Raw genomic sequence first — 17,158 nt, forward strand, 5'->3', positions numbered from 1 at the left:
CTCAGGCGGGCACTCGCCACTCGCGTCCGTCGCGGAGCATCAGCGTGTGGGCAGCCTCGGGTCCCCATGTGCCGGGCGCGTAGGCTTCGGGCTGCTCGCTCATCGACTCCCATCGTTTGATGAACGGGTCGACGATCCTCCATGAGAGCTCCACCTCGCGGTGGCGCGGGAAGAGGGGAGGCTCGCCTCGGAGCACGTCCAGGATGAGGCGTTCGTAAGCTTCGGGCGACTGCTCGGTGAAGGACCGTCCGTAGCTGAAGTCCATGTCGACGTCTCGCACTTCCATGGTGGTCCCGGGAACCTTGGAGGTGAGCCTCAGGGTGGCGCCTTCGTTCGGCTGGATCCGTATGATCAGCGCGTTGCCGCCGAACTCGGCCTCGTCGGTTTCGGTGAAGAGGAGATTGGGAGCTCGCTTGAACATCACCGCGATCTCAGTGACCCGTCGGCCAAGACACTTGCCGCTCCTGAGGTAGAAGGGAACGCCTGCCCACCTGCGGGTCTGGACGTTCAGCTTCAGCGCGGCGAAGGTCTCCGTGGTGGAGCGTGGGTCGAAGCCCTCCTCCTCAAGGAAGCCGGTGATGCGCTGCCCGTGCACTTCGCCTGAGGTGTACTGGCCCCGCGCGCTCGAACCGTCCAGATCCTCGGGCACCTGAACGGCTTCAAGGGCCTTCTCCTTCTCCCGTCGGAGGTGATCGGCGTCGAAGCTGATCGGCTCCTCCATGGCGGTGAGGGCGAGGAGCTGGAGAAGGTGGTTCTGGATGACGTCGCGCGTGGCGCCGACGCCGTCGTAGTAGCTGGCGCGTCCGCCGATGCCGAAGTTCTCCGCCATGGTGATCTGCACATGGTCGACGTGCTGATTGTTCCAGAGGGGTTCGAAGAGCCGGTTGGCGAAGCGGAGGGCGAGCAGGTTCTGGACCGTCTCCTTGCCCAGGTAGTGGTCGATGCGGAAGACGCAGTCGGGGTCGAAGACCTTTTCGACGGCGACGTTCAGCTCATGAGCCGATTCCTCATCGTGGCCGAAGGGCTTCTCGATGATGACTCTGGACCAGGGATCGGCCGCATGCTTGCTGCGATGCGCCAGACCGTGGGTGGAGAGCTTCTCGGAGACGGTCTCGAAGGAGTTGGGAGGTATGGAGAGGTAGAACGCATGGTTGCCTTCGGTGCCTCGCTGCGTCTTCAGATCATCGAGCGTCTCGCCCAGTCGCCGGAAGGCCTCATCGTCGTCGAACCCCTCCGCCGGGATGAACCTCAGTCCCTCGCGCAGGCTGTGCCACGTCTCCTCGTCGAAGCCCGTGCGCGTGCCGGCACGCACGTGTGTCTCGACCTCATCGGCGAAGTCCTCATGCGACCATCCGCGGCGCCCGTAGCCCACCAAGGAGAAGCCTGGGGGCAGCAGTCCCCGATTGGCCAGGTCGTAGATGGCGGGCAGCAGCTTCTTGCGTGCCAGATCCCCGGTCACGCCGAACATCACCACGGCGCAGGGGCCGGCCGGTGTGTTGGCGCGTCCGTTCCCTTGTGTCGGTGCGTCTGCGGCTGTGCTCATAGTGACGAAGCTGCCTCGAGCAGCTGGGCGATTCCTGCCCGGCGGTCAGTGAGGTGGAGCTGCAGGACGGGCATTCCATGACCAGCGAGCACCTGGGCGTCGCCTTGAGCCTGTGCCGAGATGAGCTGGCTGAGGCTGAAGGGCCGGTCGGGGACGTCAAGGTCAGCGTCGGCGGCGGCTGTGATCTGAAGGAAGGCGCCCACGTGGGGTCCGCCCTTGTGAAACTGTCCCGTGGAGTGCAGGAAGCGGGGTCCCCACCCGAAGCTGACGGGCCGCCCGGAGGCGGCCGCGAGCTGCGGACGGATCTCTTCGAGGGACTTCTCCGAGGTTCGGTCCGCGTATGCCATCACGGCGAGGTAGCCGGATGCGGGAATCTGCTCGAGGAGAGCTTTGAGAGCAGCGGTCAGCCCCGGGCTGTCCTCGCTCAGCAGCGAATCGCTGCCTGAGGACCTGATCTCCACGGCACCGTCGACAGCAGCCTTCTCGGGCTCCGGCAGGCCGCCGTCGAGGAGGCCTCGGGCAGCGTTCTTCGCGGATTCGACGTCGGGCTGGTCGAAGGGGTTCAGGCTGAGCAGAGAACCCGCGACAGCTGTAGCCGTCTCCCACAGCAGAAACTGAGAGCCCAGACTTCCTCCGGTCCGGATCACGTGGGGAGACACGACGGTGTCTGCCTCATCGCCGTCCACCGAGGAGCTCTCGTCGGCATCTGCATCCACGATCTCGGTGACAAGAACGTCGTCGGCGTCGCGCGAGAGCTCCGGCTCGCCGTCGGCAACGATGATCGGCAGAACCCCGGTTCCCTGCTTCCCGGTCGATTCGGCGATGAGCTGCTCGATCCAGGCGCCGAGCCCCACAAGGGGCGAGCCGGCGTCCGCGACAACCAGCTTGTCCCGCAGCGGCGACGTGCCGCCGAGGGCGGCGCCGAGCTGCAGGCCCGGGTTCGAAGGGTCATCTGCGAAGAGGACTTCGCCGGCATCCTCCGCGTCGTCCACGAGGGTCTCGATGTCTGCCCCAGCCAGCCCTGCCGGCACGAGCCCGAAAGCTGTGAGCGCGGAGTAGCGGCCGCCTACGCTGGGGTCAGCCTGGAAGACGGCTCGCACGCCGTCGGACTCAGACTGCTCCTGCATGGGCGAGCCGGGGTCGGTGACGACAACTGTCCTTGAGAATGCGTCGATGCCGGCGTCGGCGAAGGCCTTCTGCACAATGCGGCGCTGCGAATCCGTCTCCACGGTCGAGCCGGATTTCGAGGAGACGACCAGAACCGTTCGGCCCAGGTCCGTGAGCGCGGCGGAAACCTGCTGCGGGTCCGTCGAATCCAGCACGACGAGCTCGACACCCTCCGTGGCGCAGATGACCTCGGGGGCCAGCGAGGAGCCGCCCATGCCCGCAAGAACGACGCGCTCGACGCCCTCATCGCTCAGCTCCTGCCGAAGCTGCGCGATCTGGGGGATGAGATCACGCGCCGCAGAGAAGGGGGAGACCCACCCGAGACGCTTGGATGCTTCGTCTTCGGCGGCCTGCCCCCACAGAGTATGGTCCTTGGCGCCCAGGCGTGAGGCGAATTCGTGGTCCACGAGACCGGGGACGTGAGCATCGGCCGCCTCTCGGGCAGCTCCGAGCAGTGACAGGGACAAAGAGCTCATGACGCGGTTGAACCTTTCCGTTTGGAACGAAGACGCGGTGACAGGGGGTCGTAGGGCGCTAGAGCCTTCAGGAGTTGCGGGTGAGGCCTTCGGCCGTCGTCTCGAGCAGGCCTTCCCAAGACTTGTCGAACTTGGCGAGTCCGTCCGCCTCGAGGTGGTCGACCACGTCCCGGTAGCTGATGCCTGCGGCCGAGACGCCGTCCAGCACGCGGTTGGAGTCGACGTAGGTGTCGGACATGGTGTCGCCCTCGACCTTCCCGTGATCGGCGAGGGCCTCGAGGGTCTTCTCAGGCATAGTGTTCACCACGCCTGCAGCCGCCAGCTCTGTGACGTACAGCGTGTCGGACAGGCTCGGGTCCTTCGTGCCGGTGGAGGCAAGCAGGAGGCGCTGGGGCCGGCCGCCGCGCTCAGCCAGAAGGAGCCAGCGCTCCGAGGTGAACGATTCGCTGGCGATCTGGTGCGCCAGGCGGGCGTTGGCCAGGGCGGCCTTGGACTTCAGCTTGGCGGTGTCGGGCTTCCCCTCCTCGGCGGCGAGCTCAAGCCTCTTGTCGACCTCCGCATCGACGCGGGAGACGAAGAAGCTGGCGACGGAGTGGATCTTGGAGATGTCGAGCCCGTCGGCATGCGCCTTCTCCAGGCCGAGCATGAAGGCGTTGATCACCGCGCGGTAGCGTTCCAGCGAGAAGATCAGCGTCACGTTGACGCTGATGCCGGCGGCGAGCGTCGCCGCAATCGCTTCGATGCCCTCCACGGTCGCGGGGATCTTGATCATGACGTTCTCGCGTCCGACTGCGTCGTAGAGACGCTTCGCCTCAGCGATGGTCTTGTCGGCGTCGCGGGCCATTCTGGGGTCCACCTCGATGGATACGCGTCCGTCGACGCCGTCAGTGGCGGCGTACACGCCGGAGAACACGTCGCATGCTTCCCGCACGTCGGAGGTGGTGATGTCGAAGACTGCATGCTCAGCGTCGGCGCCCTGGGCGGCGAGCTCCTTGAGCTGGTTCTCGTAGGCATCACCCTTGGAGAGGGCAGCTTCGAAGATCGTCGGGTTGGTGGTGACTCCGACGACGTTCCGCTCTTCGATCAGGGCGGCGAGTGAGCCGTCGTTGAGGCGCTCCCGGGAGAGATCGTCCAGCCAGATGGAGACTCCGGCGTCGGACAGTGCCTGAGTGTTTTCGTTCGTCATGTCTGTGTTCCTTTCCTGCCGCGGGTGAGGATCAAGCGGCTGCGTGGATGGATTCTTCGGCGGCCTGGGCGACAGCCTCGGCGGTGATGCCGAACTCCTTGTAGAGGGTCTTGTAGTCGGCTGAGGCGCCGAAGTGATCCAGGGTGACGGTCCTGCCGGCGTCTCCGACGTAGCGATGCCACGACATAGGAGATGCTGCCTCGACCGCCACGCGGGCCCTCACCTCGGATGGGATCACTGACTGCCGGTATTCGGTATCCTGCTCCTCGAACCATTCGAGGCACGGTGCTGAGACGACGCGGGCTGCGATTCCCTTCTGCGCCAGTGCCTCGCGCGCTTCGACTGCGAGGGAGACCTCGGAGCCGGTGCCGATGAGCACGACGTCGGGGCTGACAGCCTGACCGTCCTTGACCGCCTCGGCCAGGACATAGGCGCCGCGTGCGGCCCCTTCGACGGAGCCGAACGCCTCTGCCGTGGCCGGCCCGGACCCTCGCTCATACGTGGGGACGCCCTGGCGCGTCAGCGCGAGACCAGCGGGGCGGTCCGCCCGCTTCATCACCTCGCGCCATGCGATTCCCACCTCGTTCGCGTCTGCAGGACGCACGACATCGAGTCCGGGAATGGCGCGGAGGGATGCCAGCTGCTCGATCGGCTGGTGTGTGGGCCCGTCCTCGCCGAGTCCGATCGAGTCGTGGGTCCACACGAAGATCGAGCCCACGCCCATGAGGGCCGCCAGTCTGACGGCGGGGCGCTGGTAGTCCGAGAAGATGAGGAAGGTGCCGTTGTACGTCCGCAGCGGAGCGGAGAGCTGCACACCGTTGGTGATGGCCGCGGCTGCGTGCTCGCGCACACCGAAGTGGAGATTGCGGCCGTAGTCGCGGGCGTTGAACTTGCCCGTCGAAGCGGCTGAGGGTCCGAAGGAGTCTTCGCCGCTGATCAGGGTGTTGTTCGAGCCTGCAAGGTCGGCTGATCCGCCCCACAGCTCAGGAAGGACCGGTGCGATCGCGTTGATGACTTTGCCTGAGGCCGCTCGCGTGGCGAGAGCTTCGCCGGCTGGGAACTCAGGGATGGCCTGCTCCCACCCTTCGGGCAGTCGGCCTGACTCGAGCCGGTCCAGCAGCTCCGCGTTCTTCGGGTTCGCCTCCCGCCACGCGTGGTACTTCTTCTCCCACGATGCTCGGGCGTCCCTGCCGCGGGCGGTGACCTCACGGGCGTGCGCCAGCACGTCGTCGTCGATGTGGAAGTGCTTCTCGGGGTCAGCGCCGAGGAACTCCTTGGTGGCGGCGACCTCGTCTGCGCCCAGGGCGGAGCCGTGGACGCCGCCGGTGTTCTGCTTGTTCGGCGCGGGCCAGCCGATGACTGTGCGCAGGCAGATGAGCGAGGGCTTGGAGGTTTCGGCTCGGGCCGCATCGACGGCGCGGGCGAGCTCGTCGACGTCCTCTTGGTAGTCGCCGGTCTTCAGCCAGTCGACGCGCTGGACGTGCCATCCGTACGCCTCATATCGCGCGGCGACGTCTTCGGTGAAGGCGATGTTGGTGTCGTCCTCGATGGAGATCTTGTTGTCGTCCCAGATGACGTTCAGGGTGCCGAGCTGCTGGTGGCCTGCCAGGGACGATGCCTCAGAGGTGACGCCCTCCTGAAGGTCGCCGTCGGAGGCGATGACCCAGACGCTGTGGTCGAAGGGGGACTCTCCCGGGGCAGCGTCGGGGTCCAGCATTCCGCGCAGGCGGCGCTGCCCGTAGGCGAAGCCCACGGAGGAGGCGAGCCCCTGTCCCAGGGGTCCCGTGGTGATCTCCACGCCGTCGGTGTGGCCGAACTCGGGATGCCCTGGGGTCTTCGAGTCCCAGGAGCGCAGAGCCTTGATGTCCTCCATCTCCAGCCCGTAGCCGGAGAGGAACAGCTGCAGGTACAGCGTCAGCGAGGTGTGGCCGGGCGAGAGGATGAAGCGGTCGCGACCCAGCCAGTGAGGATCCGAGGGGTCATGGCGCATCACCTTCTGGAAGAGCAGGTAGGCCGCGGGGGCCAGCGACATCGCGGTGCCGGGGTGGCCTGAGCCCACCTTCTCCACCGCATCCGCGGCCAGGACTCGGATGGAGTCCACGGCACGACGGTCGAGGTCGGTGAATGCGGCAGAGTTGCGGACTGCGGATTCGGTCACAGCGGGTGTCCTCCCAAGGATGGTGCTTCGGTGTTGTTGTGGGCGCCGGAAGAAGATCCAGCGCCGCCCTCTGACAAAGCTCTGGTCAGATGTGCGCCACCTCATTGTGACGCTGGACTCATCGACCAGCCTACCGTCGCAGAGCCTAGCCGTCTCCTATGAGTTGCGGATTGCCGCTCCCTCACCTCAGTCCTGGGGCGGCGTGAGGCCGAGAACGCGGCTGATCAGTGTGAGGTCACGCTTTGTCACCAGCACGTCGGCGACATCGTTCAGGGCTGGCTTGGCGCAGAATGCGACGCCGATGCCGGCCGTCCGCACCATGTCGATGTCGTTGGCCCCGTCGCCGACCCCTACGACGGAGCGCGCAGGAATCCCCTGCTCGTCCGCCCATCGTCGAAGGTGCGAGGCCTTGGCTTCGCGGTCCACGATGGGACCCGTCACACGTCCCGTAAGAGCCCCTTCGGAGATCTCGAGGTGATTCGCCCGAAAGTCGGTGAGCCCCAAACGGCGAGCAAGAGGCTCAAGAATCTGAGCAAACCCTCCTGAGACGGCATAGGCCGGCCAGCCGCGGGCTCTGAAGGCATCGATGAGGCTCACTGCCCCTGCAGTCGGCGTCACCTGCTCCACGACTTCGGCAAGAATCCCCTCCGGCAGACCGGAGAGCGCTTCGACGCGCGCATGCAGGGAGGCTGCGAAGTCCAGCTCCCCGGCCATCGCGCGCTCTGTCACCTCAGCGACCTCAGCCTCACGGCCCGCGTGGGCCGCCAGGAGATCAATGACCTCCTGATCGATCAGCGTCGAGTCGACATCCATGATCAGCATGAGCGGCGCATCGGGTGCGTCAAAGCTCCGGCGCAGTTCGATGCCGTGGGTCAGCGGGGAGAGGTCATGGGCGCTCATGAGGGAACAGCTTATCGGGGCGAGGCGCTCGGAGGAGCAGTGCGCGTGCGCCGGCGAGGGGGAGGCGGTTGGGTAGTGTGGGGCCCATGAGTCGGGTCCTTGATATTGCCGGTGCCACCGTGCGCCGCGGGCGAAAAGAGCTTCTGAACAACATTGATCTGCAGGTCGGCCCCGGTGAGCATTGGGTGGTTCTGGGCCCCAACGGCGCGGGGAAGACGACCCTTCTGCAGATTGCGGCTGCACGCCTCTTTCCCACGACCGGCACGGCGACCATTCTCGGCGAGACGCTGGGGCAGGTGGATGTGTTTGAGCTCCGGCCGCTCATCGGGCTCTCCTCGAACGTCGTCGGAAACAGCATTCCTCCTCAGGAGACCGCGCTGAACGTGGTGCTGACTGCCGCCTACGGGGTGAGCGGCCGGTGGAATGAGGACTATGAGCGGCTCGACGAGCGGCGCGCGTTCGAGCTCCTGAATGAGTGGGGCGTGGGCACGGTCTTCGACCGGCCGTTCTCGACGCTGTCTGAGGGGGAGCGGAAGCGGGTCCAGATCGCTCGAGCTCTGATGACTGACCCGGAGCTCCTGCTTCTGGACGAGCCGGGCGCTGGTCTCGATCTTGCCGGCCGTGAGGCTCTGGTGGCTCGCACGGCCGGTCTTGTGACGTCCGACAGCTCGCCCGCCACGGTCCTGGTCACTCACCACCTGGAGGAGATTCCCCCGGGCTTCACCCACGTTCTCCTGCTCCGCGACGGGGAGACGGTCGCCGCCGGAGCGCTCCGCGATACGCTCACCGCGGAGAACCTGAGCAGCACGTTCGACACGCCGCTTGAGGTCATCGAGCGTGAGGGCCGCTTCAGCGCCTTCATGAAGAGCTGATGGAGGCCCTGCTCGAGTTTGAGCTCCACGGGATGGGGATCGGACTGCTGGCCCTGATCCTGCTAGCGGGGATCTGGGCCGGTGCCATCAACACCGTGGTGGGCTCCGGAACCCTCGTGACCTTTCCGGTGCTCGTTGCCATGGGCGTTCCCCCCGTCTCGGCCACTGTGTCGAATGCCATGGGCCTGATCGCAGGCAACTTCACCGGCGCATGGGGGTATCGGCGCGAAATATCGCAGGTCAAGCCGGTGCTGCGGCGCCTGATCCCGGCGTCATTCGTCGGCGGAGTCATCGGTGCGACGCTGCTGATCACGCTTCCCGAGGAGGTCTTCGGCCGCGTCGCCCCTGTGCTCATCGTGGTGTCGCTGCTGCTCGTGATCGTCCAGCCTCGACTGTCCCGGTGGGTGAAGCGGCGGGCCGCAGAGCGCACGGGGGACCCCGACCCTCAGACTCCGCAGCCTGGGGACTCGCCGGAGGCGGCGGCGAAGAAGGCCACCGATTCGGTCAGGTGGCCTTTGGTGCTTCTGGTACTCCTCGCCGGCATCTACGGCGGGTACTTCGTGGCAGCTCAGGGCATTCTGCTGATGGCGCTTCTGGGCATCTTCCTGGCCGCGACGATCCAGCACGCGAACGGCGTCAAGAACCTGCTGGTGGCCTTCGTGAACCTCACCGCTGCGCTCAGCTACATAGTGGTGGACTATCTCATCAGGGAGCCGGAGGATCGCGTCATTCTCTGGGGCGTGGTGCTGGTCATCGCGATCGGCTCCACGCTGGGCGGGCTGGTCGGAGCCTGGGTGGGTCGGCGGCTGAATCCCGTCGTGCTGCGCAGCGTCATCATCATCCTGGGACTCGTGGCCTTGGGCGTCATGGTCAACGATCTGCTCTGAGGGTTCGCACGAGCTTGGGCGAAGACGCTGGTGTGGGATAGCATGTCTCTTTGGTCGAAAGGCCAAGAATCTTTTGCTTCCTAGCTTCTGGCGGCTTCCCGGCTGAGGGAGACCAGCGGCACCCGAAAAGGACACCATTATGAAGAACGACATCCACCCCAAGTACCAGCCCATCATCTTCAACGATCTTTCCTCGGGCGAGAAGGTGCTGACGCGCAGCACGGCGACCTCCCAGAAGACGATGGAGTGGGAGGACGGCAACACCTACCCGGTGATTGACGTCGAGATCTCGGCCGCTTCACACCCGTTCTACACGGGCAAGCAGCGCATTATGGACTCCGCCGGTCGTGTGGACAAGTTCAACAAGCGGTTCTCCGGCTTCGGCGGCAAGAAGTAGGAACGCTGAAGGCAACCAGGATTGGTTGTCCAGTGCGTTCCCGTGCTAATCTTTCGTGGTTCTGAAAACGGGAACGCACCACCTGCGCGGGTGGCGGAATAGGTAGACGCGCTAGCTTGAGGTGCTAGTCCTCCAATAGTGAGGGTGGGGGTTCAAGTCCCCCTCCGCGCACAGACGAGAAGGCCCCTGACCTGGGATAACAGGTCAGGGGCCTTCTTCATGTGGATATGAGTTGGCGCTTGGCTGATACGAGCGGCTGCTCGGCCGCGATGCGGCGCGAGCTGACGGATCAGGTCATCAGGAGGCGAGCAGCGTATTGACGTTCGCGGGGGTCAGGGTGTGCGCCGTCACCAGAGCTGACGCTCCCAGAACACCAGCTCGACCGGAGGTCTGAGTGGGCACGATCCGCAGATGCTGTGTAGCCAGCGGCAGTGACCGCGAGTAGACCGCCTCCCGCATGCCGGCCAGAAAGTGCTCTCCGGCCGTGACCACCAGACCGCCGATGACGATCAGCTCCGGGTTCAGCATGTTCACGCAGCTGGCCAGCACAGACCCGACAGTTCGTCCGGCTGCCCGCACCAGGTGCATGGCTTCCAGGTCTCCTGCGCGCACCAGGTCGATCAGGGCGGCATGATGGGGAACGTCTCTGCCCCGCTCGCGCAGCTGGGCAGCGATGGCATAGCCCGACGCGACTGACTCCAAGCAGCCCAGGTTGCCGCAGGTGCAGGGCGTGGTGCTCTCGGCAGAGGCTGAAATGTGGCCGATGTCCCCGGCCGCGCCCAAGGCGCCGTGCTGCAGGCGGCCGTCACTGATGATGCCGGCGCCGATGCCCGTGGCGACCTTGACGAACATCATGTGCGAGACCTCTGGGTAGATCATGTCGTGTTCGCCCAAGACCATGGTGTTGACGTCGTTGTCCACCAGGATGGGCACATCAAAGGTCCTGCGCAGGTGCGCCGGGACGTCGTAGCCGTCCCACCCCGGCATGATCGGTGGACTCGTGGGGCGCCCTGTGGCGAACTCCACCGGGCCGGGAAGCCCCATGCCTATGCCGATGAGCTTCTCGGCAGGGAGATTCGCCTCTGCGAGCAGGCGGGCGCCGACGTCGAGCACGGCGTCCAGCACGCGCTCCGGGCCCAGGGAGATGGAGAGTTCCTGCTCCTCCTCGATCAGGATGCGAGCCGCTAGGTCCGTGACGGCGATTCGAGCATGCGTGCCTCCGAGGTCGACGGCGAGTACGCAGCGAGCCGCAGGGTTGAACGCGAAGGTGGACGGCGGCCGCCCGCCGGTGGAAGAGCTCTCTCCCGCCGGGGCGATGAGATCCGAGGCGAGGAGCTCCTCCACCCTTGCGGAGATCGTCGACCGGGCAAGACCCGTCTGCAGCGCCAGATCGGCGCGCGTTCGGGGGACGCCGTCTCGCAGCAGCTGCAGCAGACTCCCTGCGCTGGCCAGGGGAGCGGCCCGGGCCGCTGCGAAAAGGTCCCGGCTCTGCCCATCGGGTATTACTGCGAATGACATAGGGACAGTAAACCACTCACGCTTCTGATCGATCCGTTCCCAACATTTAACAGTCGTTCGACAGCTTTTGCTTGACGCATGACAGAAGTGTGCCTAGGTTTGTGATCATGGTCACACCAGATGGGCGTTCCGAGCTTCTTCAGATGAGCGGCATCATCAAACACTTTCCTGGGGCGAAGGCGCTCGACGGCGTCGACCTCGACATCCGTGCCGGGGAAGTGCACTGCCTGCTGGGTCAGAACGGCGCCGGCAAGTCGACCCTGATCAAGGTGCTCGCTGGGGCGCATCAGCCCAATGCGGGTGAGATCACATGGAAGGGCGAATCAGTAGCCATCGAATCCACGATGGACGCACTCCGGCTCGGCATAGCCACCATGTATCAGGAGCTGGACGTCGTCGACGGGCTCTCTGTCGCCGAGAACATCTTTCTCGGGCATGAGCTCGCGGCCTCCGGCGTGCTCCAGCGCCGGGAGACACTGCAGCGCACCAAGGACCTCCTTGCCCGGCTCGGCCACCCTGAGATTCCTCCGAATCGCACAGTCGGCCAACTGCCGGCAGCCGGCAAGCAGATCGTCTCGATGGCTCGCGCCCTGTCCTACGACGCACAGCTGATCGTCATGGATGAGCCCTCCGCAGTCCTGGACCCTGAGGAGGTCGACAATCTGTTCCGAGTAGTCGCCTCGCTCACCGCAGAAGGCGTGGCGGTGGTCTACATCTCCCACCGGTTGGAGGAGATCAGGCGCATCGGCGACCGCATCACGGTGCTCAAGGACGGTCGAACTGCTGCTACCGGCCTCGAGGTCGCTGAGACGCCCACTGCTGACCTGATCTCCCTGATGACTGGTCGGGAAGTGATTGCCGACTTCGGCGGCGCGCCGAGCGGGCCCACCGGAGACAAGCCTGTCCTGGAAGTCGGCGAGCTGGCAGTGGAAGGCGTCTTCGAGCCGGTCACCTTCAGTGTCCGTCCGGGCGAGGTGGTGGGCCTTGCAGGGCTGGTCGGGGCGGGCCGCTCAGAGATACTTGAGGCGGTCTACGGAGCCCGCCGTCGCACCTCGGGGACCGTGAGCGTCAGGGGAGAGGCGCTGCGCGCCGGTTCCATCACTGATGCGGTCAACCGCGGCATCGGGTTGGCTCCGGAGGAGCGCAAGAGCCAGGGGCTGCTGCTGGAGCAGCCCATCTACCGGAATATCACGCTGTCGACCTTTGCGCGCTTCGCCCGCGGGAGCCTGCTCGACGAAAAGGCTGAGCGAGCCGCTGCCCGGGAGAAGGCGGAGGCGCTGGATCTCTCGCCCCCTGACGTTGAGCGGCAGACCCGCACGCTTTCCGGAGGAAACCAGCAGAAGGCGATGCTGGCCCGGTGGCTGGTGCACGGCTGTGAGGTGCTTCTGCTGGATGAGCCGACCCGCGGCGTCGACGTGGGCGCGCGCGCCGACATCTACCGACTGATTCGAGAGCTTGCGCTGCAGGGAACCGCCGTCGTGCTGGTCTCCAGCGAAATCGAGGAAGTCTTGGGCCTCGCAGACCGGGTGCTCGTCGTCGCAGACGGCTCGGTGGTCCATCAGGGGCCGGCGGCCGACATCACTGAGCATCAGGTCCTGGACCTCGTCATGGAAGGAAGCGCAGCATGAGCACCGAAGAGAGCACCCGCGAGGCCGCATCGGAGGAATCAAGTGCTTCGAGCCGTGACCTGAGCTCCGATGGGGAGAAGAAGACCGCGACGGCTGCCAGACCACGGCTCAGCCTCGGCCACAGCCTTGGGCTGGTGCTGGCGCTTGTGGCGCTGATGATCATCGGGATCATCACCGGAGGGGAACGCTTCGTCAGCGTGGACAATCTGATGGTGATCCTGCGGCAGGCGGCGGTGATCGGGGTGATCAGCATCGGGGTGACCTTCGTCATCACCTCCGGGGGCATCGACCTCTCCGTAGGCTCTGTGATGGGCCTGGCCACTGTCTGGGCTTCGACGTTGGGCACACAGGCTCTGGCCAACGACTATCACTGGTCGATCATGGTCTTCACTGCGCTCGCGGTCGGGGCGGCGTGCGGGATCATCAACGGCGTCATCATCGCGTACGGCAGAGTCGTCGCGTTCATAGCGACCTTGGCGATGCTGGTGGCCGCCCGAGGGCTTGCAGAAGTCATCTCTGGGCGGCAGACGCAGATCGTCAGCGTCCCAGACTTCCTCAGCACATTCCGCGGCGACGCGCTGGGCATTCCGGTGATCGTCTGGATATTTCTGCTGGTGGCCGCAGCCGGCTGGTTCCTGCTGAACCGCACCACCTTCGGCAGGCGGACCATCGCCATCGGCGGAAACCGCGAGGCGGCCAGGCTGGCCGGAATCAAGGTCAAGCGCCATCAGATGATGGTCTTCGCCCTCGCCGGACTCTGCGCCGGCATCGGCGCGGTCATGATGCTCTCGCGAACCACCGCCGGCTCCTCCAACCACGGGTACCTCATTGAGCTGGACGTCATCGCCGCGGTCGTCATCGGAGGCACCCTGCTTGCCGGTGGTCGGGGAACCATTGTCGGCACCGTGCTGGGCGTCCTGGTCTTCGCGGTGCTGACGAACATCTTCGTCCAGAACAACCTGGACCAGTCCGTACAGGCTCTGGCCACGGGAGCGATCATCGTGGTCGCAGTCCTGCTCCAGCAGCGCTTCGCCCGTGACGGGCGCACCTAGTCCCTCTGCTCAACGGCGCAGCGCCGACCATTCACCTTCAAGAAAACGAGGAGAACAACATGTCACGCACCCGCAGCACCACATGGTGGCTGAGCGCCACCGCAATGATCTCGGCCGGACTGCTGGTCACCGGCTGTCTCAACAATGACCCTGAGTCCGTCAACGACGATGAGGACAGCGGAGCCGCAGACGCTGCCCCAGCCGGTGCGAACGAAGAACCCGGTGAGGAGGTGGTGATCGGCTTCTCCGGCCCTGCCGCAGGCCACGGCTGGATGGGCGCCATCACCCAGGCGGCTCAGGAGCAGGGCGAAGAGTTCGAGGACGTGGATCTGCGCGTCTCCGAGGGCTCGGATGACGTCAACATCCAGATCAGTCAGATCGAACAGTTCATCAACGACGGTGTTGATGCGATTGTGGTGCTGCCCTTCGACGGCGCGGCTCTGACCGAGGTGGCAGTCGACGCAATGGAGGCCGGAATCCCGGTGGTCAACGTCGACCGTGAGTTCTCCTCCGAGTTCGCCGCTCGGACCACGATTCTCGGTGACAACTACGGAATGGGGGTCTCTGCCGGTGAGTACATCTGTGAACGGATGGAGGGCGACAGTGATGCTGTGGTCGCCGAGATCGCGGGAATCGACTCTCTGCCCCTGACCCAGGACCGCAGCGAAGGCTTCGAGGATGCGCTTTCCGACTGCGGGCTTGAGGTCAGCAACCGGGTCGCTGCCGACTTCTCCGTCGCCGGCGGTGAGGAGAGTGCGGCCAACCTCCTGCAGGCCGCACCGGAGATCGACGCCATCTGGAATCACGACGACGATCAGGGAGTCGGCGTGCTCGCAGCGATTGAGAACGCCGGCCGCGATGAGTTCTTCATGGTGGGCGGAGCCGGCTCTGCCAACATGATGCGCGAGATTCAGAGCGAGGACTCAGTGGTCGAAGCCACTGTCATCTACCCCTCGACTCAGGCCGCAGACGGTATTCGCCTGGCTCGGCTGCTCGCTCAGGACCGCGCCATGGAAGACCTGATCCAGATCGAGGTGCCGCGTGAGATCCAGCTCCACGCACCGGTGGTCACCGCCGACAACGTGGAGCAGTACCTTGACTCCGCTTTCGAGTCCTGAGCGGAGGGCGAGGAGACATGACGAGCGAGCAGACCGCGACGCGGCCCGGGTCGAGGCGGCTCGGTGTGGCGATGATCGGATACTCCTTCATGGGGCGAGCCCACTCCCACGCGTGGCGCAGCGCCCCCAGGTTCTTCGATCTGCCGCTGGCTCCGGAGCTTACGGTGCTGGTCGGCCGCAGCGCCGAGGCGGCACAGGCTGCGGCGGACCAGCTCGGCTGGGCCGAGGCGGAGACGGACTGGCGCAGCGCCGTGAATCGCGAGGACATCGATGTGGTGGACATCTGCACACCCGGAAACACCCACGCCGAAATAGCTGCCGCCGCGTTGGCCGCCGGAAAGCACGTGCTGGTGGAGAAGCCGATGGCCAACACCGTGGCCGAGGCGGAGTCCATGGCGCGGGCCGCGCGGGACGCGCAGAGCAGGGGAGTGCAGGCGATGGTGGGTTTCACCTACCGCAGGGTCCCTGCCGTGCAGCTGGCCCGCCAGCTGGTGGCCCAGGGCCGCATCGGCGATGTCCGGCAGGTGCGGGCCCAATACCTGCAGGATTGGCTGGCCGACGAGAACAGTCCGCTGTCGTGGCGGCTGGACAAGGAGGTGGCGGGTTCCGGTGCGCTGGGCGACATCGGGGCACACGCTGTGGACCTGACGACTTTCATCACCGGAGAGCGGTTCGCCGGCGTCTCAGGGATGCTGGACACCTTCGTGAGGGAGCGTCCAGTCGCCGAATCCTTCAGGGGGCTGCACGGCACAGCCGGCGATCAGCGGGGCCCGGTGACTGTCGATGATGCGGCCCTGGCCATGGCCCGTCTGGAGTCTGGCGCACCGGTCACCCTGGAGGCCACCCGATACGCCTGGGGGCGCAAGAATGCTCTGCGCATTGAGGTCTCCGGAACATCCGGCGCCCTGGCCTTCGACTTCGAGGACATGAATGTGCTGCACCTCTACGAGGCGAACGCCGACGCCTTGACGTCGGGCTTCCGGCGGATTCTGGTGACTGAGCCCGACCATCCGTACCTCGAGGCATGGTGGCCCCCCGGCCACGGTTTGGGCTACGAGCACAGCTTCACGCATCAGGTGGTGGACTTCGTCCGCGCGCTGGCCAGCGGTGAGCAGCCCACACCCAGCTTCGAGGACGGTCTCCATGTGCAGCGGGTCCTGGACGCAGTGGAGCGTTCGGCCGGCAACTCCTCGGCCTGGACATCTGTAGGAACCTGACCAACCTGTAAGGAGAAATCCCATGGCACGACCAGTCACATTGTTCACCGGCCAGTGGGCCGACCTGCCGTTCGAGGAAGTGGCCCGGCGGGCGGGCGAATGGGGCTATGACGGATTGGAGATCGCCTGCTGGGGAGATCATCTGGATCCGTGGAAGGCCGCCGAGGACGACGCCTACGTGCAGAACCGGCTCGACATCCTGGAGAAGAACGGGCTGCGGGTCTTCACCATCGCGAACCATCTCAAGAGTCAGGCGGTGTGCGACGATCCCATCGACGCCAGGCACCGGGATATTCTCTCCGACCGAGTGTGGGGTGACGGTGACCCGGAAGGTGTGCGACAGCGAGCTGCGGAGGAGCTGAAGGCTACGGCTCATGCCGCCTCACGGCTGGGCGTCGGCACGGTGACTGGGTTCACCGGGTCCTCCATCTGGAAGTATGTGGCAATGTTCCCCCCTGTGGCCCAGGAGCTGGTGGAGGCGGGATACCAGGACTTCGCGGACAGGTGGAACCCCATCCTGGACGTCTTCGACGAGGTGGGGGTGCGGTTCGCCCACGAAGTCCACCCCTCGGAGATCGCCTACGACTACTGGACCACGCAGCGGACCCTCGAAGCCATTGGGCACCGGACGGCCTTCGGCCTGAACTGGGACCCATCCCACATGGTGTGGCAGGACATCGACCCAGTCGGGTTCCTCTGGGACTTTCAGGACCGGATCTATCACGTGCACTGCAAAGATACGAAGAAGCGACTGACGGATGGTCGCAGCGGACGTATGGCCTCCCACCTCCCGTGGGGTGATCCGCGCCGCGGCTGGGACTTCATCTCCGTGGGCCGCGGCGACGTGCCGTGGGAGGACGCCTTCCGGATGCTCAACGCGATCGGCTATCAGGGCCCGCTCTCCGTGGAGTGGGAGGACGCAGGAATGGACCGGCTGGTCGGCGCGCCGCAGGCTCTGGAGTTTGTGCGCGCCAACGCGCTGGAACCGTCAGCGGCAGCGTTCGACGCTGCTTTTTCAACGCGCTGACTTCGCCTACTC

General features: G+C 65.7%; 14 protein-coding genes and 1 tRNA gene. 9 read left to right on the top strand and 6 right to left on the bottom strand.

Annotated elements, in window-relative coordinates; all coding sequences use genetic code 11:
• Position 1: 1 nt before the first annotated feature.
• From zwf to serB, 5 genes are all read right to left on the bottom strand, one after another.
• The gene (zwf, locus tag FS388_RS11725) at positions 2-1,543 is read right to left on the bottom strand and encodes a glucose-6-phosphate dehydrogenase (protein WP_146341572.1); all 1,542 of its coding nucleotides are present in this window, start codon (positions 1,541-1,543) and stop codon (positions 2-4) included.
• Positions 1,540-3,186: a glucose-6-phosphate isomerase gene (locus tag FS388_RS11730; protein WP_146341573.1), complete on the bottom strand. Its 1,647-nt coding sequence runs from the start codon at positions 3,184-3,186 to the stop codon at positions 1,540-1,542. Before FS388_RS11730 ends, zwf begins: the two co-directional genes overlap by 4 nt.
• Before the next feature lie 67 nt (positions 3,187-3,253).
• On the bottom strand, positions 3,254-4,372 hold the full coding sequence (gene tal, locus FS388_RS11735; RefSeq protein ID WP_146341574.1) for a transaldolase: 1,119 nt from the start codon (positions 4,370-4,372) through the stop codon (positions 3,254-3,256).
• A gap of 31 nt (positions 4,373-4,403) precedes the next feature.
• Positions 4,404-6,530: a transketolase gene (gene tkt / locus FS388_RS11740; RefSeq protein ID WP_246836209.1), complete on the bottom strand. Its 2,127-nt coding sequence runs from the start codon at positions 6,528-6,530 to the stop codon at positions 4,404-4,406.
• A gap of 186 nt (positions 6,531-6,716) precedes the next feature.
• Positions 6,717-7,430, bottom strand: a complete 714-nt coding sequence (serB, locus tag FS388_RS11745) for a phosphoserine phosphatase SerB (protein ID WP_146341576.1) — start codon at positions 7,428-7,430, stop codon at positions 6,717-6,719.
• An 86-nt stretch (positions 7,431-7,516) separates the two neighbouring features.
• Between serB and FS388_RS11750 the strand changes: the two genes are divergently transcribed.
• The 4 genes from FS388_RS11750 (at position 7,517) to FS388_RS11765 (ending at position 9,757) form a co-directional block, all read left to right on the top strand.
• Positions 7,517-8,302 carry an ABC transporter ATP-binding protein gene (locus FS388_RS11750; protein ID WP_146341577.1) on the top strand — a complete coding sequence of 262 codons (786 nt, stop codon included), beginning with the start codon at positions 7,517-7,519 and terminating at the stop codon, positions 8,300-8,302.
• A complete protein-coding gene (locus tag FS388_RS11755; protein ID WP_146341578.1) occupies positions 8,302-9,189 on the top strand; it encodes a sulfite exporter TauE/SafE family protein in 888 nt (295 codons plus the stop codon). Before FS388_RS11750 ends, FS388_RS11755 begins: the two co-directional genes overlap by 1 nt.
• Positions 9,190-9,328: 139 nt before the next feature.
• Positions 9,329-9,586, top strand: coding sequence for a type B 50S ribosomal protein L31 (locus FS388_RS11760; RefSeq protein ID WP_146341579.1), 258 nt, complete (start codon positions 9,329-9,331; stop codon positions 9,584-9,586).
• Positions 9,587-9,670: 84 nt separating this feature from the next.
• Positions 9,671-9,757, top strand: a tRNA-Leu gene (locus FS388_RS11765).
• 126 nt (positions 9,758-9,883) lie between these two features.
• On the opposite strand, the gene FS388_RS11770 is transcribed toward FS388_RS11765, so the two are convergent.
• Positions 9,884-11,104, bottom strand: a complete 1,221-nt coding sequence (locus tag FS388_RS11770) for an ROK family protein (RefSeq protein WP_146341580.1) — start codon at positions 11,102-11,104, stop codon at positions 9,884-9,886.
• Between the two features lie 107 nt (positions 11,105-11,211).
• On the opposite strand from FS388_RS11770, the gene FS388_RS11775 reads away from it, so the two are divergent.
• The 5 genes from FS388_RS11775 to FS388_RS11795 are packed head-to-tail and all read left to right on the top strand — an operon-like array spanning position 11,212 to position 17,146.
• Positions 11,212-12,732 (top strand): sugar ABC transporter ATP-binding protein, encoded by a 1,521-nt coding sequence (locus FS388_RS11775; protein ID WP_146341581.1) that lies wholly within the window; start codon positions 11,212-11,214, stop codon positions 12,730-12,732.
• The gene (locus FS388_RS11780; protein ID WP_146341582.1) at positions 12,729-13,784 is read left to right on the top strand and encodes an ABC transporter permease; all 1,056 of its coding nucleotides are present in this window, start codon (positions 12,729-12,731) and stop codon (positions 13,782-13,784) included. Before FS388_RS11775 ends, FS388_RS11780 begins: the two co-directional genes overlap by 4 nt.
• A 59-nt stretch (positions 13,785-13,843) precedes the next feature.
• Positions 13,844-14,902, top strand: a complete 1,059-nt coding sequence (locus FS388_RS11785; protein WP_146341583.1) for a substrate-binding domain-containing protein — start codon at positions 13,844-13,846, stop codon at positions 14,900-14,902.
• A 17-nt stretch (positions 14,903-14,919) separates the two neighbouring features.
• Complete coding sequence (locus tag FS388_RS11790) at positions 14,920-16,119, top strand: Gfo/Idh/MocA family protein (protein WP_146341584.1); 1,200 nt, start codon at positions 14,920-14,922, stop codon at positions 16,117-16,119.
• Positions 16,120-16,141: 22 nt separating this feature from the next.
• Positions 16,142-17,146: a sugar phosphate isomerase/epimerase gene (locus FS388_RS11795; RefSeq protein ID WP_146341585.1), complete on the top strand. Its 1,005-nt coding sequence runs from the start codon at positions 16,142-16,144 to the stop codon at positions 17,144-17,146.
• Positions 17,147-17,158: the final 12 nt, after the last annotated feature.

The sequence above is a fragment of the Nesterenkonia sp. NBAIMH1 genome (genome assembly GCF_007922635.1).
Lineage (GTDB): Bacteria > Actinomycetota > Actinomycetes > Actinomycetales > Micrococcaceae > Nesterenkonia > Nesterenkonia pannonica.

Bases quoted from the DNA above. Each gene is read 5' to 3' on its own strand.
- FS388_RS11730 (WP_146341573.1), bottom strand. From the start codon at position 3,186: ATGAGCTCTTTGTCCCTGTCACTGCTCGGAGCTGCCCGAGAGGCGGCC.
- FS388_RS11750 (WP_146341577.1), top strand. From the start codon at position 7,517: ATGAGTCGGGTCCTTGATATTGCCGGTGCCACCGTGCGCCGCGGGCGA.
- FS388_RS11755 (WP_146341578.1), top strand. From the start codon at position 8,302: ATGGAGGCCCTGCTCGAGTTTGAGCTCCACGGGATGGGGATCGGACTG.
- tal (WP_146341574.1), bottom strand. From the start codon at position 4,372: ATGACGAACGAAAACACTCAGGCACTGTCCGACGCCGGAGTCTCCATC.
- FS388_RS11770 (WP_146341580.1), bottom strand. From the start codon at position 11,104: ATGTCATTCGCAGTAATACCCGATGGGCAGAGCCGGGACCTTTTCGCA.
- FS388_RS11790 (WP_146341584.1), top strand. From the start codon at position 14,920: ATGACGAGCGAGCAGACCGCGACGCGGCCCGGGTCGAGGCGGCTCGGT.
- FS388_RS11760 (WP_146341579.1), top strand. From the start codon at position 9,329: ATGAAGAACGACATCCACCCCAAGTACCAGCCCATCATCTTCAACGAT.
- zwf (WP_146341572.1), bottom strand. From the start codon at position 1,543: ATGAGCACAGCCGCAGACGCACCGACACAAGGGAACGGACGCGCCAAC.
- FS388_RS11785 (WP_146341583.1), top strand. From the start codon at position 13,844: ATGTCACGCACCCGCAGCACCACATGGTGGCTGAGCGCCACCGCAATG.
- FS388_RS11780 (WP_146341582.1), top strand. From the start codon at position 12,729: ATGAGCACCGAAGAGAGCACCCGCGAGGCCGCATCGGAGGAATCAAGT.
- FS388_RS11775 (WP_146341581.1), top strand. From the start codon at position 11,212: ATGGTCACACCAGATGGGCGTTCCGAGCTTCTTCAGATGAGCGGCATC.
- FS388_RS11795 (WP_146341585.1), top strand. From the start codon at position 16,142: ATGGCACGACCAGTCACATTGTTCACCGGCCAGTGGGCCGACCTGCCG.
- serB (WP_146341576.1), bottom strand. From the start codon at position 7,430: ATGAGCGCCCATGACCTCTCCCCGCTGACCCACGGCATCGAACTGCGC.